The 22,483-nt window shown below is 48.2% G+C and carries 18 protein-coding genes and 1 pseudogene; 11 read left to right on the top strand and 8 right to left on the bottom strand.

Annotated features, from left to right (window positions below; translation table 11 throughout):
* Positions 1-3: 3 nt before the first annotated feature.
* The 3 genes from R3B84_13895 to R3B84_13885 all read left to right on the top strand — a co-directional run bounded on the left by R3B84_13895 (position 4) and on the right by R3B84_13885 (position 2,679).
* On the top strand, positions 4-441 hold the full coding sequence (locus R3B84_13895; GenBank protein ID MEZ6141659.1) for a transposase: 438 nt from the start codon (positions 4-6) through the stop codon (positions 439-441).
* A 16-nt stretch (positions 442-457) separates the two neighbouring features.
* Complete coding sequence (locus tag R3B84_13890) at positions 458-874, top strand: alanine:cation symporter family protein (GenBank protein MEZ6141658.1); 417 nt, start codon at positions 458-460, stop codon at positions 872-874.
* Positions 875-1,080: 206 nt separating this feature from the next.
* The gene (locus tag R3B84_13885; protein ID MEZ6141657.1) at positions 1,081-2,679 is read left to right on the top strand and encodes a hypothetical protein; all 1,599 of its coding nucleotides are present in this window, start codon (positions 1,081-1,083) and stop codon (positions 2,677-2,679) included.
* 236 nt (positions 2,680-2,915) lie between these two features.
* Here R3B84_13885 and R3B84_13880 read toward each other — a convergent pair whose 3' ends face one another.
* Positions 2,916-3,278 (bottom strand): IS630 transposase-related protein, encoded by a 363-nt coding sequence (locus tag R3B84_13880; GenBank protein MEZ6141656.1) that lies wholly within the window; start codon positions 3,276-3,278, stop codon positions 2,916-2,918.
* A gap of 75 nt (positions 3,279-3,353) precedes the next feature.
* On the opposite strand from R3B84_13880, the pseudogene R3B84_13875 reads away from it, so the two are divergent.
* Positions 3,354-3,497: pseudogene (locus tag R3B84_13875) on the top strand (ISAzo13 family transposase).
* Between the two features lie 65 nt (positions 3,498-3,562).
* On the opposite strand, the gene R3B84_13870 reads toward R3B84_13875, so the two are convergent.
* The 6 genes from R3B84_13870 to R3B84_13845 form a co-directional block, all read right to left on the bottom strand.
* Positions 3,563-7,492 (bottom strand): DUF6797 domain-containing protein, encoded by a 3,930-nt coding sequence (locus R3B84_13870; GenBank protein ID MEZ6141655.1) that lies wholly within the window; start codon positions 7,490-7,492, stop codon positions 3,563-3,565.
* A 73-nt stretch (positions 7,493-7,565) separates the two neighbouring features.
* On the bottom strand, positions 7,566-8,957 hold the full coding sequence (locus R3B84_13865) for a DUF1501 domain-containing protein (protein ID MEZ6141654.1): 1,392 nt from the start codon (positions 8,955-8,957) through the stop codon (positions 7,566-7,568).
* 187 nt (positions 8,958-9,144) lie between these two features.
* Positions 9,145-10,167, bottom strand: coding sequence for a serine/threonine-protein kinase (locus R3B84_13860; protein MEZ6141653.1), 1,023 nt, complete (start codon positions 10,165-10,167; stop codon positions 9,145-9,147).
* Positions 10,168-10,498: 331 nt separating this feature from the next.
* The gene (locus tag R3B84_13855; GenBank protein MEZ6141652.1) at positions 10,499-13,123 is read right to left on the bottom strand and encodes a zinc-dependent metalloprotease; all 2,625 of its coding nucleotides are present in this window, start codon (positions 13,121-13,123) and stop codon (positions 10,499-10,501) included.
* A 145-nt stretch (positions 13,124-13,268) separates the two neighbouring features.
* A complete protein-coding gene (locus R3B84_13850; protein MEZ6141651.1) occupies positions 13,269-14,162 on the bottom strand; it encodes a YdjY domain-containing protein in 894 nt (297 codons plus the stop codon).
* Positions 14,163-14,430: 268 nt separating this feature from the next.
* Positions 14,431-15,708, bottom strand: coding sequence for an extracellular solute-binding protein (locus R3B84_13845; GenBank protein ID MEZ6141650.1), 1,278 nt, complete (start codon positions 15,706-15,708; stop codon positions 14,431-14,433).
* Between the two features lie 401 nt (positions 15,709-16,109).
* Between R3B84_13845 and R3B84_13840 the strand changes: the two genes are divergently transcribed.
* The 7 genes from R3B84_13840 (at position 16,110) to R3B84_13810 (ending at position 20,879) form a co-directional block, all read left to right on the top strand.
* Complete coding sequence (locus R3B84_13840) at positions 16,110-16,436, top strand: FHA domain-containing protein (GenBank protein ID MEZ6141649.1); 327 nt, start codon at positions 16,110-16,112, stop codon at positions 16,434-16,436.
* Entirely contained in the window at positions 16,402-16,674 is a 273-nt protein-coding gene (locus R3B84_13835) for a hypothetical protein (protein ID MEZ6141648.1), read from the top strand. The genes R3B84_13840 and R3B84_13835 overlap by 35 nt, the downstream gene beginning before the upstream one ends.
* Before the next feature lie 17 nt (positions 16,675-16,691).
* Complete coding sequence (locus R3B84_13830) at positions 16,692-17,306, top strand: hypothetical protein (protein ID MEZ6141647.1); 615 nt, start codon at positions 16,692-16,694, stop codon at positions 17,304-17,306.
* Between the two features lie 124 nt (positions 17,307-17,430).
* On the top strand, positions 17,431-17,784 hold the full coding sequence (locus tag R3B84_13825; protein MEZ6141646.1) for a hypothetical protein: 354 nt from the start codon (positions 17,431-17,433) through the stop codon (positions 17,782-17,784).
* Complete coding sequence (locus tag R3B84_13820) at positions 17,768-18,310, top strand: TlpA disulfide reductase family protein (GenBank protein ID MEZ6141645.1); 543 nt, start codon at positions 17,768-17,770, stop codon at positions 18,308-18,310. The genes R3B84_13825 and R3B84_13820 overlap by 17 nt, the downstream gene beginning before the upstream one ends.
* Before the next feature lie 173 nt (positions 18,311-18,483).
* The gene (locus R3B84_13815; GenBank protein MEZ6141644.1) at positions 18,484-18,903 is read left to right on the top strand and encodes an NIPSNAP family protein; all 420 of its coding nucleotides are present in this window, start codon (positions 18,484-18,486) and stop codon (positions 18,901-18,903) included.
* Positions 18,904-19,007: 104 nt separating this feature from the next.
* The gene (locus tag R3B84_13810; GenBank protein MEZ6141643.1) at positions 19,008-20,879 is read left to right on the top strand and encodes a PQQ-binding-like beta-propeller repeat protein; all 1,872 of its coding nucleotides are present in this window, start codon (positions 19,008-19,010) and stop codon (positions 20,877-20,879) included.
* Between the two features lie 96 nt (positions 20,880-20,975).
* Here the strand turns inward: R3B84_13810 and R3B84_13805 are convergent, their stop codons facing one another.
* Complete coding sequence (locus tag R3B84_13805) at positions 20,976-22,445, bottom strand: cytochrome c peroxidase (protein ID MEZ6141642.1); 1,470 nt, start codon at positions 22,443-22,445, stop codon at positions 20,976-20,978.
* Between the last annotated feature and the right edge of the window lie 38 nt (positions 22,446-22,483).

Here is a 22,483-nt window from a genome sequence, read left to right as displayed (position 1 = left end):
CCGCTGGTCGGTTGGCGTGAAGTCTCCGTTCGCGAACGGAGGACGAAGATCGACTGGGCCATCGAAATAGCTCGGTTGCTGGAGGGTCGCTATGCATCATGTACCAAAGTGATCGTGGTGTGCGACAACCTCAACACCCACACCAAAGGCGCGTTCTATGAAGCATTTGAACCTGCACGTGCTCGTGATTTGGTTCGTCGGATCGAATTTTGCTACACGCCCAAGCATGGCAGTTGGCTGAACATCGCCGAGAATGAACTGAGTTCGTTAACCCGCCAATGTGTCTCAGATCGACGTTTTGAAGATGTCGACACGTTGCGTGAAGAAACCGAGGCATGGTCGAACGATGTCAACACCACACAGCGTGGCGTTGACTGGCAAATGAAGATCGACGAAGCACGAACGAAATTAAAATCGGTCTACCCGACAGTTAAGTCGTGACGGAGCACTAGTCGGCCTGGTCATCTTTGGCGGGATCAAACGCATCGCCAGTGTGACGGAAAAGATTGTACCCCTTATGGCGATTATCTATGTCGGTGCAGCGCTGATCATCATTCTGTCCAATTATACGTACCTAGATGATGCGATCATCCTGATCTTTGAAAGAGCTTTCACAACGACTGCTGGTCTCGGCGGTTTGATCGGGGTTCTAATCGTTGGTTTCCAACGTGCGGCCTTTTCAAACCAGGCTGGGGCGGGTTCTGCCGCCATTGCCCATTCAGCTGTCAATACTCAATATCCGGCCAGTGAGGGGGCCGTAGCCCTGCTCGAACCTTTTATTGATACGGTAGTTATCTGTACAATGACGGCGCTGGTGATCATTTTTTTTCAATATGGGGGCCACAGGGCCCGAGGCTATTTTCACCTACGGTAAACTGACCCCGGCCAATGAAGTTATCCTGAACAATGGTGGCACCCCGCTTTCAGGCGTCAATCTAACCTCGGCCGCTTTTGATTCAACCTTAACCGGTTTCCGGTATGTACTGACGGTAGCGATTATTCTGTTTGCTTTCTCGACAATGATATCCTGGTCTTATTACGGTCTCCAATCCTGGAAATAACTGTTCGGACGTGCAACTGGTGAAATCTGCCGCCCAGGGTGCGGTATTGTTGAACTTCAATGGCGAAATGCACAATGAAGGACTGGTCAACTTTCTTCTGTCCGGCTCCAATAATGTGAACGCGTCGCTGATACTTTCCGAAGGTTCTACCCTGGTAAACGAAGCAGATGGCGAAATACTGATGGGAAGCGGTACCGGTACGTCAATTCTGCAGGGTACCGTCGATAATTTTGGTACGATCAACATTCTGGAAGACAACAGCAAGATTAATGGTGTTGGCACCGTACTGAATAATCATGGCACGGTGAACGTGGCATCGACAGGACGGCTCTTTGGCGAAAATGCTACTTATAACCAGATCGCAGGAGTCTTCAACAATGAACGTGATGTGCGACTGGAGAACAACGGCACTTTCAACATGTCTGGGGGTGTACTTAACGAAAACTCGGCAGGCTCCGAGATTTTCCATGTCAAGAACCTGATCATTTCCGGTGGGGATCACAACGGACGCGCCATTGTTGTCACGAATGGTACGGCCCATTTCGCTGCTGAAGCACCGAATGATGCCAACGTGCAGTTAAGACAATCGAATACGGTCTCCGGCGTTGTCGCGGAAGGTCAAACGGTGCGGGTCTTGAAGCAACCGAACCTTTCCAGTACCACGACGTTCGCTCCGGGATTTGTGAACAACGGATTGCTGTTGCTCAATCGCTCCTCGACAACCGACACTTCCTTTTCCACGGCCAAAGGAAGCATTGTCAACACCGCGACCGGTGTGATTCAGGTGGACAACAAAGTCAATTTTGACAACATCGATATCGTCAATGAGGGGTTGGTGGACATCAACGCTGACAGCGCACACCGCTTCGGTGGTACTTTCACTAACACAGGAAACATCAATGTCGATGCTGCTGCCCAATGGACGCAAGGCGTGAGCACCTCAATGGTGCATAACGGCGGATTGATTACCAATGATGGAGACTTCCATGTGTCTGGACAGTTGACGATCAACGGCGATATCGTCAACAACGGGAGCTTGGATGTCCTGGTCAGCGGAAGTAATCCACCGGGTGTGTTGCTGTTTCAAAGCGGCACAGTGACCGGAAACTCCATCGTGATTGATGGCGGTCGGCTGGACATTCAGGGCACCGATGTGAACACGTTTATCGTGCAAAGCAACCTGTCGACAAGCGTAATCGCCGGCAACTTGGCAGCCGGACAAATGGTGATTGCCAGAACAAAAGGAACCACGCCGCCGCTATTGAAGATCGCCGACGGCACCATCATCAATGGCACGCTCATCATCGACACCACCGGGGCTGGTGGACTGGGACGCCTGGAATCAACTGCGGGTGGACCCATTGTCATCGGACCAACGGGTCGACTAGTGTTCGAAGGAGCTGTTCGTGATCTGACGATTTTCTCCGACATTATCAACCTCGGCACCATCGACAGCAACGGTCGCCCAAGAATAATACAAATGCACCTACTGCTTCGATCGCTTCAACAACACCTGCCACTCGATGTACTTGTAGATTATCCATTACCACAATATCACCTGCTCGTAGCTGTTTGGTTAGGTGCTGCTGAACCCATGCTCGGAAAATATCTCCAGTGATGGCTCCATCAACGATCAAAGGTGCAAATAAACCATCTGCGCGAAGTGCGGCTAAAAAAGTGGTGGTCATCCAATGCCCATGAGGCACATAATCAATCAATCTCTCACAAGAAGGAGACCATCCATAAGGTCTGGTCATGTTGGTTTTGACCCATGTTTCGTCGAGAAATACGAATCTGTCAGGGTCAATTCCTACATTCTGAGCTGTGTGAAATTCCGCTCGCTCTGCAGCGACATCAGGTCGATTTTGTTCTGCAGCTTTTAGCGTTTTTTTTAAACGTGATCTTCAGCGCGACCAGGGAAGCATGCAATGTGGCAACACTGACTTTGACTCCCAGCTTCGTTCTTAAAAGTTCCAAAGTTAAATCAGGTTGTTCCGCAACTGCTGCAGGCAGCTCAGCCTCATAACGAATATGAAACGGTTTTTTCTTCACTCGTTTTGATCTTGGAGCAACTTCACCCGTTGATTGAAATCTACGAATAAAAAGGCGTACCCATTCGGCACTCACGGTATACTTTTTTGCCAGCTGAGCAAAGTTCATTCCTTTGCGAAAATCTGCAAGGATCCGCTCTCGTAAATCGAGTGAAATGGCACGCATGATTGAGCCCGTTTAACGAATTTCACCAGCATAGCATACAATTTTACAGGGCGCAAGTATGATCCTGAATTTGCTCTAGAAGTACACGCATGGCTGGACGAAGCAGACTATAAAACTGGTAGAAAGGTGAGTGATCAAGAATTGTCAACCTGCCGGATTAAGCGGAACAAGTTTCATGGTGAATGGAATTATGAGATTCACCCGAATCTTGAATCGTAATATTCGGTAGTTTATTTGTTGTTAGATTATAAGACTTGGAATATTAGCAAAAATTGTTCAACAGATCACTTCTTCGGTTTCAAATGATAGATCGAACTGTGGATCGAATTGCGGACAGACTGTCCACTGGCGGTTTTCAACGAATATTTTATTTCCATCCCCCACGTGGGCTCTAATTTCGGCAATTTCAATGTAATTGAGCATCCATCGGGGCTTACATCAACTGAGCTGATTTCCAACTTTCGTTCATTGATATGCTTTGAGCCATAATTGGCATTCCGTTTCAAATCCCACACCGTCACTTGATACTGGCTTGCGTCGGCAGCAGCTTTCGCATCCAGTTTGCTGCTGAAGCGAATTGTCATTTGCTTCTCACTTGCCTGCAGATCAAGGGGAACCGCCATTTCCTTACCAGTAAATCGAACTCTGTAAAACCCGCCTGGTTGCTGCTGATTACTTCCCCAGGCATTCATTCCACATAGATACAACTGTTTATCAGTCGGATTAAAGCGGCCACGCATCGTACCCGTAGGGAACTGAGGCAGAGGTAATTCAGACATACCACCCTGCATCTGCCCGTTGACTGTTTCATGGGGCACAACGTACACTTTTCCGTAGCCATAAGACAGATTCATCAGCGATCCACCAAGCGGTCCCCAGGTGTTTTCTGGTACCCAGAGCAGTTCCGATGGTGATCGATCAAAGCTGTTGGTAATCCAGCACAATGGCAATTCCATTGCGCTGTCCGATGGATCGATCTGATGATGATAGCCGAACATGTTACCGTAAAATCCACCTACTTTCACATGATTGATGCGATTCTTCGGTGTCCAATGGCCTTCCTGATCAGTCAGAAAAAACGTGCCATCCGTATTCAGGCAAACTCCGTTTGGTGCACGAAAGCCAGTTGCTAGAATATCTGTCTTCGAGCCGTTTTTATCAACTCGCAGCAATGTCCCATGGTGCGGAATGATTGCTGGCAAGGCATGCCGGGCCGCTTTCGCGTAATAGAAATTGCCTTTTGAATCTGTTTGCAGGCCCATCGCAAATTCGTGAAAATGCTCGGTCACCTGATGATCATTATTGAAGTTTTCATAGTAATCTGTTTCACCATCACCATCAAGATCATTTAGAATGACCAGTTGATCCCGGCAACAAACATAGATCTTTCCCTCCACAATTTTGATTCCCAGCGGTTGGAACAAACCGGATGCAATACGTTGCCAGGTTAATTCGCCCTGGCCCGAGATACCCTTTATCTCCCAGACATCGCCATCCCAAGTGCAGGCCACCATGCGATTTCCTTCCGGATAAAAATCAAGGCCGGATAGTCGAATCTGACATGCCCAGGGATTACTTACTGGCAGGGTAAGAATATCGATTGCAAACGCGTTATCATCAGCACCCTTTGTGAACTGCGTACGCAACAACCCAGGCCACTGCGGTGATCCGCCTTTTGTCAGCGGAGCTAAATCGACTGATGCTTCTATCGAAGCGACTTGTGTTCCCAGCTTGTCGATCGCTGTTTTGTCTTCAATCCGCGACAGCCAGAGTTGAAATTGAAGTGAGTCTTTGCCCGCTGGTATCACCAGTTGCAGATCACCATCGACACCGATACGAAACTGGAGTCCTTGCCCGCTTTCGGAAAGACCAGCTACCAGCATTCCCGGCTGTGAATCTGCATCGAGAGCCAAGACAACCTTGGCATCATGGGTATTACCGCTTTGGTCATTCACCAGAGGAGAGCTGGCGGCATCGAAATTCCAGGAAGCAATCAGTGCTTTATCTTCAGGTAATTTTGCGAAACCGGCTTTGAAATCATCTTCACTTAACTTGCGTTGATAAAACCGTATTCCTGCGATGGCACCTTGGAACGGCTCGGGGTTCGGAAAATTGGGAGCAGCAAAACCGATGCGTACCTTCTGACCTTTCGCAACCGCTTTTGGCTTCAAAATTCCGCTGGAATCTCGCTTGCCATCGATGTACATAGTTACCATACCGCTTTTTTCTTCCCATGACAACGCAACATCATGCCAACGATTATCATTCACTAAACGTCGGCTTGTGACGGCACCCACCCAGCCGATATCGTAAACAAGTTTGCCATTTCGAATAAAAAACCCTTTGCCATCCGGAACCCACTTTTCGCCTGATGCGGTTTTTGCAAAAATGACGCCTGTGCGGTTCGTCTTGATGCGAGCGGCAATCGTGAAATCTTTCTGCGTCATGTCGAAATCATCTGGCTTGGCAGCTTCAAGATACAATGATCCGTTGAACTGAATCTTACCTTTTGCAGGCTCCTTCGGCTGAGTTTCTTTGGCAGGCACCAGGATAGCCAGATGACCCGCTTTTGGATGTTGATTCGTTTCTAATTTCGTCGCCCCTGCAGGTGATTGGGCAACTCGCAACACCATTTCCTGATCTCGTGGACCGATATTGAAGATGCGTGTGAATACGCTTTCCGGCATTGTTGCAGCAAGACGCGGTGATTCCAGGATTTTCGTTGTGCCAACGGTGTAATCAAGAACGATCTTGTTACCGAAGCGATACTGGCCTTTGTAGTGCAGCCATTGTTTCGGCAATGGGCCGTAGTGTTTATTGTCGCGGCCGAGAATACGTGTATCGGTAAAAGTACCATCGGAGGGATTGGCCCAGCCTGGCCCAGGCGGTGTAGTCCATTGAATCTGACCATCGATGTGCGGATGTGCCTGATGTCGACCATCAAAATGAATCCCCTGCCAGTCAATAAAACCCTTCCCTGTCCACGCTGCAGCAGCCCGCATGGTGTCGTGGTCGTAAACCATCCAATATTGACCGCGTGAGATACCACCTGGCCCATCATCCAGACGAACCGCGATTCCCTTGTATGCAAAATTCGATTTATCGCGGCTGATCTCATAAGTGTTGTTTAAACTGGATCCATAATCCATTGCGACCCAGGGCAAAATCGTCGACGGTGCTGGGCCGCGTCCTTTACCTTTCGGCAATCTGCCAAGGTATTGTTCATTCACGGAAAAGTATTGTGAACGATTGGCTGGCTTCAAAAATGTTTCGCGAATGTAGTGGATGACATCATATTTTTGACGTGGCACAAGTAGTGTCTGCTGTGGCATCAGTCCGAAACCATGCGTCAAGGTGCGATACATACTGTACGGGTCTGATCCACTTTTAAACACACCTTCCGCAAACCGCAATGACGTTGGCATAGAGCCAGGCTTATCTTTCGTGCCGTGACAATTCATACAGATGCGTGAATAGATCTCCCCACCGCGTTTCAAGCTGTCTGTATTCAAGTCGGCAATCAGACCCGCATGATCGAGATCGTTTTCGTATGCTGGCAGTGGAGCACGCACCAGCGAAATCTGCTTTGGTCGCAATTCATCTGCCAGCGAAGGCCCTTTTGTGTTGATATCAATCAGATACCGGGCAATGTCTAAAAATTGTTGTCTCGTCGTCAGTTGATTCGCCTGGCCTGTGGGCATCAGGGATACGCTATCCAGTTTTTGGGTGTCAATATCTTTCACTGCAATAGTGACTTTCCCGAAGTCCCGAGCTGCATCGCGAACAACTAATTCACCCGGCTTCGTTTCCAACAACATACCTTTTACAGTGGAACCATCCAGCAATGTGATAGTGATTCCTTCAAAACCTTTGTGGATTACCCTGGAAGGCTCCAGAATTGATTCGATCAGGTGCTCTGCTGTCGTCGGCTTGGAAAGTTTGGCAAGATCGGGCCCAATTCGTAGTTTCTGATCCTGCGGATCGTGGCACTTGGAGCAGGCAAGGTACGGCTGGTAAAACAGCGTAGCGCCGCGGACAGGATCGCCATTCGCTAGAGCCGCTTTTGCTAGCGAGGCAGCCCCTTCTGCCAGCAGCTCCTGTTCCAGCGTTTGCGATTTAGAAACCTGCTTGGCGTCTTCAGCTGGAAGATAGCAATAAACAGCTATAACACTGATTGTTGTCAAAAGCGAATAGATAAAATGTCGTGGATTCATTATGGTGTTCAGATCCAGGAAAAGCTGGGTTTGTATTCACTGGCATGATATGCAATTGAAACCAGAACGGTATCTAGATATTCAGTTCCGAAATAACTTTTCCTTCGGGAAGAATTGGCATGGGACGGCCAGTATGGTCTGGGAAAGAATGTTCCGGATTGATCCCCAAGTGGGCATACATCGTTGCCCATAAATCGTTGGGTGTCAATGGGCGATCTTTTGGATGGGCACCTTTCGAATCGGTGGAACCAATGATCTGCCCGGTTGTCATTCCACCGCCTGAAACAATCATTGACATCGACTGCGGCCAGTGATCCCGACCGGGTTGCTGCACTTTGGTTTGGGTGCCCACTGAGTAAGAGATCCGTGGGGTTCGACCAAACTCACCAGTGACAATAACCATCACTCGCTTGTCCAGCCCGCGTGCGTAAATATCTTCAATCAACGCAGTGACAGCACGGTCGTAATAGGGAAAACGAAACTTGCTGTCTTCGAAGATGTGGCAGTTCACCGCATGGGAATCCCAGTTGTAGGTAGCTTCTTTTGGAAAAGACTCTCCTGGGGGGGATGGATTTTCCAGCACCATGGTGACAAAGGTACAACCCGCTTCCACCAATCGGCGAGCTAACAATGCCCGTTGACCATAGCGGTGCCAACCATAGCGTTCCCGCAGCTTCATCGGTTCCTTGCTGAGATCAAATGCATCGCGAGCCTTCGTGCTGGTAGCAAGTTCCACTGCTTTTCTGTCAAACGCATCCATCGCAGACATTGCCCCGCTTTGGTCAATATCGCGACGAACAGTATCTAATTTCTTCAATAGATCTCGCCGATCACCCAGGCGATCGGCAAGCTCAGCCGGAATCGACAAGTTCTGCACACCAAACTTAGCATCGCATGGGTCACCGGGCACCATGAACGGTGTGGTGGCGCGACCCAAATAGGCAGCACCAAAGCTGAAGGTGTCAATTCCTTGCCGGCCGTTATCCATACCTGCCACATAGTTTGGCATTCCGACATCGCGATTTTCAAATGATTTGGAAACCAGCGAACCGACCATGGGGTAATCGTTGACGAACCCCACCGGTGACATGGGGTCGCGCCCTGTCAGGAATTTCTTGTGCCCTCCACCGTGGTCGCTGAAATTGTGGTGCACCGAACGGATCACAGTAAACTTATCGGCGATTTTGGCATGCATCGGTAGATGCTCACAAACATCGATCCCAAGTACATTGGAAGCAATTGGCTTGAATGCCCCACGATAGTCTTCCGGTGCATCCGGCTTCATATCGTACATTTCCATGTGGGGTGCACCACCTGGAAGCCACAACAAAATGACCGCTGGGTGGTCTTTTGAACTGTGATTCTGCGTTTCGGCCTGCAGTCGCAACAGGTTGGAGAACGACAACGAGCCCACACCCAAAGCACCTGCCTGTAAAAAACCACGACGATTGAGAGGGAAAGACATGCAAAGCTCCAGCCGGAATGATTCAGTAGGTAGGATCACAAAAAAAACGTTGTGTACATTATACCACGCCAGAAGTGACAAGTCCAGCGAAAACCCGTACCATCAACACAGTGTTAGAATGTTAGCGAACTGAACTTTCCCGGCCTTGATTTGCAGGCAACCCTGCAGAAACAAAAAGCCCCACAAATTATTGGCCGAACAAATAGCGGGTGCGGGGTTGGGCGACAACTTCGCTAATTAGTGTGAATTCTTCCTGCATTTCGCGAATGCTGGGACGATGGTTCGGATTTTTGGCCATCATCCGCATAATCAGATCGGACAACTTCAACATTCCCGGCTTCGCAACCAACTCATGTGGTGGGATTGGCTCGTAGTGCAGGTGGGCATACAGCACCTGCTCCACTTTGGTGTAATTAAATGGATACTTGCCAGTAACCAGAAAATACATCATCGCACCCAGGCTGTAAATATCGGCCCGCGAATCAAACCGTCCACCGGGACGTGCCAGTTCTGGTGCCTGAAATGCCGGACAACCAAGATAGCGATACATATTCCGTTCCGAATGTACGGGCAGGTATTCGTCGCGTTCAGCTGCAAGTCCCCAGTCGATCACCGTTAGTTGGCCATCAGGGCGACAAATCAGGTTATCGGGTTTGATATCACGATGGATGATTCCCCGTTTCCAGGCAAAGTTTAACGCAGACAAGGTGGTGCTTGCTACCTTCAGACAGTAGCCCACCTGGGGCTGCATCTGGTGTGCTTTCATCACCTCAGTCAGGGATTTCCCTTCCACATACTGGGTAACGATGTACGGCAAGTCATTGAACTGATCGAAGTAAACGATTCTGGAAATATTATTGTGAATTAATTTTGCCAGGATGCTTACCTCGTTTTCATAGAACGATTGCAGCACATAAATCTGCTGGGCATCCTGCAGATTCGGCATTTTTACAGCAACTTCCATACCCAGTTTCTGGTGGAATGCTTTGTAAACGATACTGTGTCTGGCATGTGCGATTACTCCTTCGATTCGGATGAAGTCGTTCAGCATCGAACCAATATCTGGCAACGCACTGTTTATTTCGTGCGGCAGGATATCGGGCAACGTTGATTGATTCGCCAGGATAATAGTATCCTGCGGATCAGAGATGGGTCCTATTTCCTTCAGGTCGTAATTGAATCCTTCCTCATTATCCTGAGGATTCAACATAGTTTGGCTCTAACAGATCTAGCAATCAGGCGTACTCTATCAATTAGAATGCCACATTGATGTCGGTTCTGCTATCGCAATCAGCACGAATCCTACCAAAGGAATTGTTTATCACAACTCATATTCGATATAAGTTCTCTATGCTTGTCAAATAGTATTTTGTGCCCAATCAGCGTAATTCATGCAGGATGTCCAAATTGACAAATGAATAGAGATCATACGATCTAAATGAGCTATTCAGTTGATACAACCACTACATTCAGCACAAATATTCTCACCTTCCTAATCGACATAGATTACCGTAATTTTTTAGATTATACGGGCACCTGTATTATTCCTGCACAATTGTAGCTGCCAGAATCTTCGCAATCTGCTCGTGAGAGTCTTCGTAGTGGGCTCTCGTTGTTTCGTCCAGGTTCTTCTCTTTCAGTCTATCCTGCATACGGCGGTCAATTTCACGCAGGTGCATGCGGGCAAGGCTGCGTGCGTCTGCATTGCTGCCAGTCAAAGCAAGGCGTTTTAATTCTGCCTGATAAGCACGCTGCATATTCCTGCGGATGGGCGTGCTGGCCACTGCTTTCCCACCTGGCAGTGGTGCATCGGTGTAAGTGCCATCGGTTAGACTGCGTAATACTTCTGCCGCAGTCAGGGGCTTTTCGTCACCCGCTGTTTTCAGAGCCACATTCTGAATCTGATTTAATGTGCGATCGGAAAGCAATTCACGGAAAGCAATCCGTTGAATGCCCAGTATCCGCTCATTCAGTGGGAAATGGGGGCTTCTCATTAAATTTTCATCACTTTCCCAGTGTAACCACTTTTCGGTGGTGAGCTTTCGCAACAGTTCCGGTGGGAACTGGAAAGTCTGATCATTCAGAATCGTCGATTGCAGAAATGCGAGTGCTTCTCGTTGCTTTGCGGGAGACACTGGAACGAAAGGGTCACGTCCATTCGGATCGCCTTTATGATCACGGTGAACAGCTTCCCCACCGACATACTGGCTGGCCAGAAAAGCGGCATCGCCGTACTGTCGGAGCACTTTTGCAAAGGTATCTGTTACCCGTTGGTAACTTTCACCATTTGTAACTGCAGTTTCGCTTAATTTTTTGGCCATTTCCTGGGCAAACTGCAGGCGTTCTTTGCCATATTGCAAAGGATCATTACCGAGATCCCACATATTAATGAAGGGATCAGCATTCATCAGGTCTTCGTCGGTGCCGTAATCATGACCTGGTTGGGCAGATTTACTGGCAATTTTCTTCAGTGCATCTGCTTCGCCAAATGTTCCACCTTCCAGTGGAATGTAGCCGTATTCAATTGCCCAGTAGTCGTACGGTCCGAGTGTTGTGGTGAAGTAATCTCCCTGTTTCACATTCTTTGGAGCAATGTTCACAGGGTTATAATCCATCACGCTGCCCACCAAACCTCGCTTCTGTGTAATCGAAGTATCGTGCAGTTCGGAATTTTTTAACATTGTGCTGGCCTTGAAGTTATGGCGAAGCCCCAATGTGTGACCCAATTCATGCATGACGGTTTCTTTAATTGCCTGCTGCACCATGTCGTCTGGCATGGGATCGCCAGGTTTCAGATTGTGCAGCATCTGCATTGCCATTAACGCCAGACCCAGCTCACTTTGTTTGTGGGAGGCACACTGGCACATTCCGGAACGAAGACTGCGAATTCGTGCATAGTCGTCATGATTCACACCCATGGGTGTGCGGGTATCCCAACTGCCTGCCAGTTTGGTGGCCTGAGGCAACACCATCCAACCACGTCGGGCAGCCTGGATGGTGCTGTCCACATGGCGGGTGAAGCCCTGTTCGGTGTGATAGACACGCTGTTCTTTTCGGTAATAACGCACCATGCTGGCATCAAAAATGATGTCCGCATCGATGATTTCGCCAGTCAGTGGGTTGGCACGTGAAGGCCCCATGGCATAACTTTGATCGGTGGTAATCCAGCGGAAGGTGCTGTAGGTGGCATCTTCCGGATCAAATTCCTCATCTTCCTGCTGTCGCACTTCGATGGCATCGCGGAAGCCGATTTTTTCAAATGCCTTATTCCATTCCAGAATGCCATCCCGCACCGCAGCACGGTATTCGACAGGTACTGAGTTTTCAATCCAGAACACAATCTTTCGCTTCGGAGGTACCAGACGAGCACCTTCTTTCCAAGGCGAATCATCGCTTCGTTCCAGTCGCCAGCGATTGACCAGACGAACGAACGCAGTATCCAGACTGGGATTATTAAAATCTTTCATTGCGGTAACGAAATAGCCCACGCGATCATCAGCAAAACGTGGTTTGTAGTTCGTATCTGGCAGTTCAATGATGCCGTAGTGCAGGATCATTGTGTTGCCACGGTAATCAATGACGGAATTCGTAACTCGGCCACCACTGAACACGGCAGATACCTGTAACTCTACGTTTTTCTTGAAGGCCTTTACCTGGTGCCAGCTTGATCGGCGTGGGTCGAATGCACCGAATGGCAGATCGGCAAAGTTGGTCATGTAGATATCGTTCAGGTTGATCAACACCGAATTGCGAATCGGGTTGGTTGCAGCAATATCCAATGCCTTTAATACCGAATCGGTATAGGTGGTCTGGATTGCACGTGCTAATGGTCCTTTTCCGGGAGTATAACGAACATTTTTGCGAATCAAATGGATTCTGTCGCCTACCCGTTTGAAATAAATGACCCACTGCTCATCGCTGTTCCAGGAATGGCCGGCGAACATTTCCCCACCGCGTGCGAACGAAATGGTAATCATGTACCCACGGTCTAGCTGGTTGGGCATCAGCTCGGCATACAGATTGTCGCCTTTCTGATACAGCTTGAAGAGTCCATCATAAGTCTTGGCGCCTGCCACCACTTTATCGATTGTGGGAAACGTGCTTTCCTGTGCGTGGAGAGAACTGGCAAAGCAAGCCAGTGCTGCAAAAGTGAACAATTTATTCATGGAGTCTTCTCAACTGGTGTGAATCAACCTTAATGCATTTAAGCATGATTGAACGAAAATTCAAGAATTAACGGAAGTTAGGCAGGCTGGGAAAACTGGCAAAATCGGCACAAATTGACATGTGAAAGCATTTTCATTTTTGTGGCTATTTTTCTTCTTTAGCCAATTCAAACGTCACCAGCACCTTTGTCAGGAGTGGGGGCACCAATTTTGTGCGAATATCGTAAAGCAGATCCGCTTCTTCTTTCGGGCTGCGAATTGGCAAATCAAGCATGGCATCAGGGAAATTAGAAAGGACGATCAACTCACCATTGTTTGCAGTATAAAAAGGCGGATCATTGGGACGATCTGGATCTTTCAAAAATCGGCTGCCAGCAAACACCCAGGGGTGCTCCAGAGCCTTTTCAGTTTTCTTGTTCAAAATCCATTCCTGAGCTGCTACCGTTGATAGCTTTCCATTAATATGGTACGTCAGACTGATTTTCATTTTTGGCCCTTTTGGTGCCACAAATTCTGGTACAAATTTCACCACACTACCTGGTTTGGCACCCATCGCCACCAGTGCAAAATGGATTTCGCGGGCATCCACGGCAGTGCGAAGAATCGATTCGTGCTCTTTCGTCTGATTTTTGCAGAGCAACACTTCCAGCATTCCTTCGCGCAGGCACACTTCCGCCAGAACATGAACTTTCCGCACCCCATCAATGTTTTCGAAGTACAGCGTTTTCGCGGCATTCAGCGGTTTCGCCTTTTCTGGAATCGGTGGGTCTTTTTCCGGTTTGGGCATTGGCGGCTCTTCAGGAGGATCTGTCTTCTCTACAGGCGGCTGTTGCGTCAATTCTTGCGATGAAACGGAGGTAGAATCCGTTTGCGTGCTTTCTGAACTTTTTTTCACAAAACCTGGTGAACCAGTCTTCGTTGAATTCGATCCAGCGCCAGTCCCTTTCTGTACGGTGGAACTGCCAGTAGCACTTGCTTGATCTGATTGTTCGTCGCACCCAATGGTCACTATCAGTAGTAATGCTGCAAGAAGACGCATTTTTCCCCTCCGATGCTTTCTGCACGTAATTCTTGTATCTAAGCTAATGCAATAACTGTGCCGAATTACAGTATAGTCCGAGATATTTTACCAATTTTTCGACCTACTCGATACCATTGCTGCAACCACTTATCTGGCAAGAACTTAAGATCAGGTATGGTGATATAGGAAATGCTGCACTAACACTAAGACCTAATGAGAATCCTCTCATCAATCGGCTTTGTTGGATGAATTTTAACCATTAATGGCACAATCTGGGCAAAAACTGTCAAAGCCCCAGATTTTTGCTCAGCATCAATAGTCGGTCTGGCAAAGGAATTGGTGCCATCTTCTGTTTCCAGGATTCAGAAATCTTCTTCACAGCCTCTGGTGCGGGAGATTGTTCCTTTATCGCCCGCTGTAATTCTTGTTGAAGAATCGCACCAAGTTCATCGTTTATGGGCAGTCGCAATACTTTTTTCGCATTCTGTACTCCAGCGGGATAGCTGTCTTTCACAGCACGCATTAGTTGTTCTGTTTGTTCACTGTTCAGCATGTAACTTAACCAGGCATCGCGTGAACGAGGGTCGAGGTGGACCGCACGGGTGGGTCCGACACCCCCACGTGGGTTGGCAATCAATTTCTGGATGCTTTCTGCGGGGCTGGTTAGAGAAGTGAGAAAATCCCATGCTGCCTCGGGGTGAGAGCAATTTTTTGAAACCACCGCAATAACCCCACCATCACCCACGTAGGGCAGGCGATTCATTTTGCTCGTAAGTACAGGCAGGCGTTGGTTTTGTGGCGAAAAAGTCGATTCAGCACCTGGGCGCGCGATGATTCCAATTGCTTCCCGCAGTTCAGGATCGTTGGCTATTTCACCTAATTCTTTCAGTGTCACCAACGCACAGGTGGCGGTTTTGTCTTTTAATTGAGACAGCAAGGCATTTTCTGCAGCAGAATTTTTATAAAGTGCTTGCAATACAGACACACTTTCGGCAAATGCCGGTCGATCCAGACGGTTCTGTGTTGTTTTAGGATCGAAATGGAAAGCGAAGAATTCATCGGTAATTGTCGCACCCGGGGCGATCTGGGTCACTGCAGAGGCATCGTAGTCGGCGGCTATCTGGTAAAAAAGCCATTGCTGCCATGCCACTGGCAAGTGGGCCAGTTTTCCGCTGTTATTTTTCAAGTAAGAAACCAATTGTTCCCACGTTTCCGGCACGGCATTTTCTTTGGAAAATGCGTCTTTGCGATAGACCATTAACAGGCACCGCGTGCTGAAAGGCAGCGCAAAGTCCTGATCGTTCCATCGCAAAATTTGGCGGGAGTATAAAATTTCGTCCCAGCGGTAATTTGAAGAGAACCCAGTAAGGGTTCCTGGTACTGGAATGAGGCAATTCTGATCAACAAACTGGCCAAGTGTTGCAGGATTGATCAGTGCAAAGCCGTCTTTACCGTCCCAGGGGCCAGTTTTTACCTGAATTTTGGCACGGTGCTGTGCCTGCCAGGATTCGGCAAATTGACGCAGCAATTCGGGATCAAAATCGCCCACCACGTAGCAGTTCATCGATATTTCATGAAACTTACTGGGTGTTTTCGGATCTAAAGTAGTGGGTCTTTCCCCACAGGCGGTGAAAATTAGTACGGTTAGGCACAAAATTTGCCTGATAACCATGGTAAATTGTGTTTGCCGATGCAAGATGAGATTTTTTGGATGTAGAAATTGGAAATTTCTCATGATCGGTTGCCGATTCAATAAGCTTATGTGAATAATAGGTTACTGCCGTAGATAATACGGGTACTATTTTGGTACAATAGGGATATGAGATTGCGTTTGCGAATCTTAATCTTTTGGACTCGTGCATTATTTTGGACGAAAGTACAATTGGAAAAGTTCCACGTAATTTAATATTTTTTGCCAAAAGTCTCTCCGCCAATCGCCAAGCAGTTTACTAGGTAGGTGAAGTGATGAAATTGAACCTGATTGTAGCCGATGGTGTTCATGCAGGGAAAGTAATCCCCGTGTTGACTGGGGAGTTTTTAATTGGCCGTGATCCCCAGTGCCAATTGCGACCTGCTTCTCCTGCGATCAGCAAACAACATTGCGGTTTTTTTGTTCGTGAAGAAGGTGTTTTTGTACGTGACTTCGGCAGCACCAACGGCACTTTTGTCAATGGTGAACAAATCGCTGGGGAACGGGAAATTAAAGAGGACGATCTGGTTAAGGTGGGGCCGCTGGCGTTCAAAAATTCAGATCGTAATGCCTGCAAAAGTTGTCACAAAAGCTGTTTCTAAAGGCCTTGACGCACAGGCCGACGATGATATGGCAGCCATGATGTTGCTGGATGACGAATCAGATTCTTCAACAGAAACCACCACAGAACAGTTCAATGCGGAAGCTACAACTGTCATGGAAATGCCTGCTTTGGGTGCGAAACCTGGCGAAAAACCGGATGAGAAGAAGCCAATTCAGGATAGTTCTTCTGCTGCTGCCGATGCACTTTCGAAATATTTCCGCCGCCCAAGAACATAATTTTCGCATTCCTTCTTATGCATAAGATTCCAACGAAAACCGTCCAAAAGTTACGTCGTTGGTTTCGTAAAGAGATGCGTGTCCTCCCCTGGCGTGCCACCAGAGAAATTTACCCAATCTGGCTGAGCGAAGTGATGCTGCAGCAGACAACCGTGGAAACGGTGAAAAGTCGATTTGCATCATTCATCGAGCGTTTTCCCACACTGAGTGATCTTGCAAATGCTTCTGAACAGGATGTTTTGCACCAGTGGCAGGGGCTAGGTTATTATTCCCGTGCCCGTAACCTGCACCGTGCGGCGAAAACAATCGTTTCAAAGTATGGCGAAGAACCACCTGCCGATGCGGATTTCTGGACTGCCCTACCTGGGGTGGGGCGATACATCGTGGGTGCGGTACTGGCACAGGCTTTTGAGCAAAAACTGCCCATCGTTGAAGCAAATACCCGCCGCCTGTGGGCCAGATTTTTGGCTATCGCGAAAATCTTAAATCCTCAACCGCAGAAAAATGGCTTTGGCAGATTGCAGAGGAAATTTTGCCAGAAAAGCAGATCGGTGAATTCCATCAGGCCTGTATGGAGCTGGGAGCACTCATCTGCCTGCCAAAAAATCCCACTTGCATTGGATGCCCATTGAAGGAAGAATGCGTTGCATATCGGGAAAACACGGTCGATGATATTCCCGTTCTGCAGGCGAGAGAAAAGCCGCAACTGCTGACAGAGTATGGGTTTATCGCAATCGACCGGTCTCGAGTGCTGGTATGTCAACGCCCACGCAACGTGCGATGGGCCTCGATGTGGGAATTCCCACCTTTGCCGATTCGCAACTGCAAATGGCCGATTTTGCAGCGATTCGGAAAATCGCATCAGATTCAACCGCACTGGGTTCAATCAGTTATCCCGTAACTCGTTATCGAGTAAAGCTTTACGTCCATATAGCTTCATCAGAAGTGATTCAGAAATTGCCCCACGATTATCTGGAACTACGCTGTGTAACACTGACTGAACTTGAAGCCCTGCCGATGAGCACCCCACAACGGAAATTAATTGCCCACGTCGAGCGTCTATTATCCCAAAGCCACCAGGTGACCTCAAATCATGAAAAATCGACATAAATCCTTACCTGCTATATATTTAGGATTCTTTCTCTTTGTTGCACTGACTGGGTGCGACCAGATTTTTTCCCGTAAACCGAAAAAAGCGAACAGTCAGGCGAATATCGCAGATCCGGTGGTATTCAGCGGAAAAACGGTTGATGGCGAAACAGTGAAACTGACCGACTACCGTGGGAAAATTGTACTGGTTGACTTCTGGGCCACCTGGTGCGGACCGTGCGTGCAATGGTTCCCACATTCGAAGAAATTATTAGAAAAATATGAAGGAAAGCCGTTCGCAATTGTTGGCATTTCAATTGATGACAGCGCGAGCGACCTGAAATCGTTTCTGAAACGCAGCCCCCACCCTTGGAAGAATATTCATGATGCCGATCAGGAGATTGCCAGCGACTGGGATGTGCGGGCAATCCCAGGTTTCCTGCTGCTGGATGAAAAAGGTGTGGTGCACAAAAACTGGATTGGAACAAGCGTTGACCCAGCCACTGTCGACCGTGAAATTGACTTCCTGCTGGAAAAAATCAAGTAATCCCGAAGCTCGATGTAGTTGCACTCTTTTCCGAATAGCTTCGCCACCAATTATTTTATCATTGATGGTGGCAAGCCAGATTCTTCGCAATTTCAACGATTTGCTTTCCCACGCTGCAGATTTTCTGGTACATTAGTGCCAGCGAAAATCACCAACAATATCGGAGTAGCAGCATGAAAAAGTGGGTAACAGGTTTCTTTGTGGGCTGTTTTTGCCTAAGTCTGGGTATGGATCGGTCTGTGGCGGAATCAAAGCCCCTGCCCCGGGTGTTTGAAATGCGAACTTACTATGCAAACGAAGGCAAAATGGATGCCCTGCACGCACGGTTTCGCGATCACACCTGCAAGTTGTTTGAAAAACATGGCATGACGCTGGTAGGCTTCTGGAGCCCCACCGATGAAGCCAAAGCCAAAGAGATGATGGTTTACATTCTGGCCTTCCCAAGCGAACTGGATGCAAAAAAATCCTGGCAGGCTTTTGTGAATGATCCCGAATGGAAAGCCGCCAAAGCCGCCAGTGAAAAGAATGGTGGGCTGGTGAAAAAAGTGGAAAGCGTCTTCCTGAAAGGCACCGATTATTCGGCAATCAAGTAACAGATACCAGCCTCCTCGGTCCTACTATCTCAGAATAGTGACAACACATGAACATTAGTTATTTTTTCATTGTGCTATTGTGCGGATCCGCATTGCAATACTCAATGACGGGTGAGGCACCTTCCAATCCCGAATTCACCAAATTCAAACCAGTGACTACGATCCCGCGGGGAGATTATTCTATTGCTCGCCTGGATTTGCCAGCCGGGCTGGGTGGAAAAGCTGAACCTCTCTTCCTGGCACTGCGAGATGGAAAACTCGTAAATTTCTGGTTCGTTACACCACAAGCAGGGGATTTGCGTATTCACTTGGAGGAATCGACCATTTCTGAAAGTGAAGGCAGGATCAATGGTAAGCTGCACTTACGCATAGACAAGAAATCGGCGTGGCTAACACTTGATCTGCAAGTCAAAGATGAAACAGTAACTGGGCAATACTCATTGGATTTGAGTGCCACTGCTTACAAGCCAGCTGGCAAGAACACGACTGGTTTATACGAAGGCAAAGTTAACGGCACTTACGATACGAAATTGCCAGCAAACGATCATCTCTCTCGGTCTTCCTCATGGACTAGTTTTTGGGGAACAGACCTTGACATGTCTGGAGGGCAACAGCCCAAATTAATCGTAGATCTTGCGAAGGCCAGACCAGTCTGGCGTAGCGAAGCCTACATATTAACAGGTTATGGAAACGCACCCGATAGTAGATACTTTTGGCGTGCACTTACCAGCAGCAATTGTGGCGGTGGGAGTTCTCCTGTAATCTTCGACAATACGGTATACATCACCTTTTTTAGACCAAGCACACAGTTAAATCCTGTACTTTCTGGAAATCCCTACTGGGAAAGAAAGTATCAATCCATGGAAATGTTTGAGCAGGAAATGGTGACTGCCGGTGCAAACAAACGCGAAAAAAACTGGCTTCTGAATCATTTTCGTCCTGTCGCTGATGACGTGATCGTGGCAATGGATGCTGCATCTGGGGCAACAATGTGGATAACCGTCATGCCAATGCGCTCTCCCAACCATCAAACCCACAAGCATCGAGGGATCTCACCCGTGCCGCTTGTTCATGGCGACACAATTTTTGTTCCCAACCTGGCATCCCGGCTTTACGCGTTGGATCGTGTCACTGGCAAATTGAAATGGGAGTATCGTTTCGACAATGGGAAAATCGCGATGCAGGCTGGTAGTGGACCCGCAAATCCATCGCCGTTGTACATGGGTGGTCACATCATTTGGGATAACTCTGGTTTTGACCCAGTTACTGGCGAAAAGAAATGGACTGTTAATCTTGGCCACGGTGGCTACATCATTCCATGGATACACGCTGGCAAGGAAAAATTATTGAGCTTCAATGGCTGGCCTAAACAATACCTGCATTGCATCAATCCAATCGATGGCAGCGTATTATGGAAGCAAGAGTCACCATTTACTTTAGGTGACAGAGGCGCACCACTCAGCACGGTTGTGCATAAGGACATGCTTGTCGCACCTGTTTTGCAAAAGAAGGGGAGCAGCGTTGAACTACATTTTGAGGGCTGGAAACTTCTCGAAAAAGGGCTGGAGAAAGCTTGGGAAGACGTTGAATTACAGCCCGATGAAAATGTCCCCATCACTGTAGTGGATGGTCGAGCTTATTTTCTAGGTAGAATGACGATTCGTTGTCTGGATGTGGTTTCTGGCAAATTACTGGTGGAAAGGAAGTTCAACAAACATGGACCAGGTTCTAACCCCTGGCTAGGCGTTGTTGCTGACCGTTTATTATTTTTGCCAGAGGGACAGCATGGCACAGCAGAATTGACATTCCTTGACAAGAATTTGAACGATTCATGCCCAGTGTGGCTTCCCAAGAACACAGCAACAACTGCATATAACTCACAACCAATTATTTATCCTGTTGTAGACGGGCGTCTTTTCGTACGCGGTGGTGATGGCATTTATTGTTACGATCTGCGAGAATTAGCAAAGCCGTAGAATATTGTGATCTATTTGACCAGATTGAACTTTCTATGCAATTTTCTGACTTCAATCAGAACGTCGGAATTTTGCGAATAAAGACTTCGGGGAATGTTACTTCGAGTCGGGATGCAGCACATTCTCTATTGGGCTGCCTTCTAATGCTCTCATAAACATTTCCAGGTCAATCTTTTCCTGTGCGGTCAGTTTCAATTTCTTGGGAATAATCGGCTGTCCGCCACGAGTAAAGACGGTGACTGGCTCCCCTTTCCATGGTTCGCCAGCAGCCTTGGCAGTGATGTAGGCCGCTTCGGCGAGAGTATCGCGCATTTTGGGATCAAGGAATTCATTGGCATTGCCACCACGATCGTACAGTTCAATCACATTGGCAAGTGTTTTTTCACTGCCATCGTGCATATACGGTTTGCTGGCCAGCAAACCACGCAAAGGTGGGGTTTTAAATGCCCCGACAAACAACGGATTTTTGTGTCCGGTGGGCTGTGCTGCAAAGCGACCCATCTGATTTTCAGGTAATTTGCCGTCTTTCGCCCCCACACCCAGGTTGTGGAAGGTAAAGTCAGAGAAACTCTCGCCCACGTGGCAGTTGCTGCATTGTGCTTTATTGAAAAAGAGCTGGCGACCGTTGGCAATCGATGCAGCAACTTCACCAATTTTGGCCTCATCCTTGGAAAGATCCAGTTTCAGAGCACTCAAGGAGTGGGTATCTTTGCTGGAGAAACATTCTCTGAGAATTTCCTCATAATCAACCGCAATGGGATCGAATTTGGTGCTACCTTCATCATCAGCACGCACACGGGCGGCTATTGCGGCACGGTCATGTACTGAATTGCCCACAATCACCGTGCGTTCGTAAGTGGCAATGGCCTTCGCCACAGCGTCACGCGTGGCAGCATGACCAAATTCTTTTTCAAACAAGCCTTTGTAATCCGGATTCAGACGAATTCGCTTAATGGCGGCTTCCCATGCTGAACCTTCGTTGTTAAACATTTCGATGGGATTGCCCACTGGGCCCTGAGCCTGCTCTTCCAGCGAAGCGGCACGTCCATCCCAGAATTGCAGTGGGCTGAAACCAGAATTGATCACCGTGGGTGCGTTCATCCCACCAACAGCATCGTTGATTCCAACCGAGGTGGGAAAACCATCCGAAAAGCCCATTTTCGGGTTGTGGCAACTGGCACAAGCTACCTTGTTGTTGCTGGAAAGAATTGGATCGTAATACAATTTTTTACCCAATTGCCATTTCGTGTAGGTCATGGGATTTTCCACGGGTACCGCTGGTGGCAGATTGATTCCCAATGGAAGTTTCACTTTCAGCACTTTCTGCTTGAATGGTTTCCCACTGATTGGGTGGACAGCGTCCTGTTCAGTCAGGGTAAAATACTGCTTCAACGCATTCCATTCTGCACGATTATTGCGGGAAACAAATACCATGGGGATTTGCTCTTCCACAGCCCGCTGCAGAGCACTGTTCGGCACCAGAGCGTCAAAAGAATCGGATTGCTGACCAAGCACCGTGCTGATTGCAGAAATTGTGATCAGACAGACGAAAAAAAGCCTTGTCATACTGTTAGTTAACCTCTTGCAGAGTAAAGAGTTACGTC

The organism is Zavarzinella sp. (genome assembly GCA_041399155.1).
GTDB lineage: Bacteria > Planctomycetota > Planctomycetia > Gemmatales > Gemmataceae > JAWKTI01.
Note: the sequence above shows the minus strand (reverse complement) of the source record. Positions and strands in the feature narration are given on the sequence as shown.

What these genes read in the sequence shown, in the direction of transcription:
- R3B84_13865 (MEZ6141654.1), bottom strand. Translation starts at nt 8,957, where the DNA reads ATGTCTTTCCCTCTCAATCGTCGTGGTTTTTTACAGGCAGGTGCTTTG.
- R3B84_13855 (MEZ6141652.1), bottom strand. Translation starts at nt 13,123, where the DNA reads ATGAATAAATTGTTCACTTTTGCAGCACTGGCTTGCTTTGCCAGTTCT.
- R3B84_13845 (MEZ6141650.1), bottom strand. Translation starts at nt 15,708, where the DNA reads ATGAACTGCTACGTGGTGGGCGATTTTGATCCCGAATTGCTGCGTCAA.
- R3B84_13815 (MEZ6141644.1), top strand. Translation starts at nt 18,484, where the DNA reads ATGAAAAAGTGGGTAACAGGTTTCTTTGTGGGCTGTTTTTGCCTAAGT.
- R3B84_13830 (MEZ6141647.1), top strand. Translation starts at nt 16,692, where the DNA reads ATGCATAAGATTCCAACGAAAACCGTCCAAAAGTTACGTCGTTGGTTT.
- R3B84_13825 (MEZ6141646.1), top strand. Translation starts at nt 17,431, where the DNA reads ATGTCAACGCCCACGCAACGTGCGATGGGCCTCGATGTGGGAATTCCC.
- R3B84_13805 (MEZ6141642.1), bottom strand. Translation starts at nt 22,445, where the DNA reads ATGACAAGGCTTTTTTTCGTCTGTCTGATCACAATTTCTGCAATCAGC.
- R3B84_13820 (MEZ6141645.1), top strand. Translation starts at nt 17,768, where the DNA reads ATGAAAAATCGACATAAATCCTTACCTGCTATATATTTAGGATTCTTT.
- R3B84_13850 (MEZ6141651.1), bottom strand. Translation starts at nt 14,162, where the DNA reads ATGCGTCTTCTTGCAGCATTACTACTGATAGTGACCATTGGGTGCGAC.
- R3B84_13880 (MEZ6141656.1), bottom strand. Translation starts at nt 3,278, where the DNA reads ATGCGTGCCATTTCACTCGATTTACGAGAGCGGATCCTTGCAGATTTT.
- R3B84_13810 (MEZ6141643.1), top strand. Translation starts at nt 19,008, where the DNA reads ATGACGGGTGAGGCACCTTCCAATCCCGAATTCACCAAATTCAAACCA.
- R3B84_13840 (MEZ6141649.1), top strand. Translation starts at nt 16,110, where the DNA reads ATGAAATTGAACCTGATTGTAGCCGATGGTGTTCATGCAGGGAAAGTA.
- R3B84_13870 (MEZ6141655.1), bottom strand. Translation starts at nt 7,492, where the DNA reads ATGAATCCACGACATTTTATCTATTCGCTTTTGACAACAATCAGTGTT.
- R3B84_13835 (MEZ6141648.1), top strand. Translation starts at nt 16,402, where the DNA reads ATGCCTGCAAAAGTTGTCACAAAAGCTGTTTCTAAAGGCCTTGACGCA.
- R3B84_13860 (MEZ6141653.1), bottom strand. Translation starts at nt 10,167, where the DNA reads ATGTTGAATCCTCAGGATAATGAGGAAGGATTCAATTACGACCTGAAG.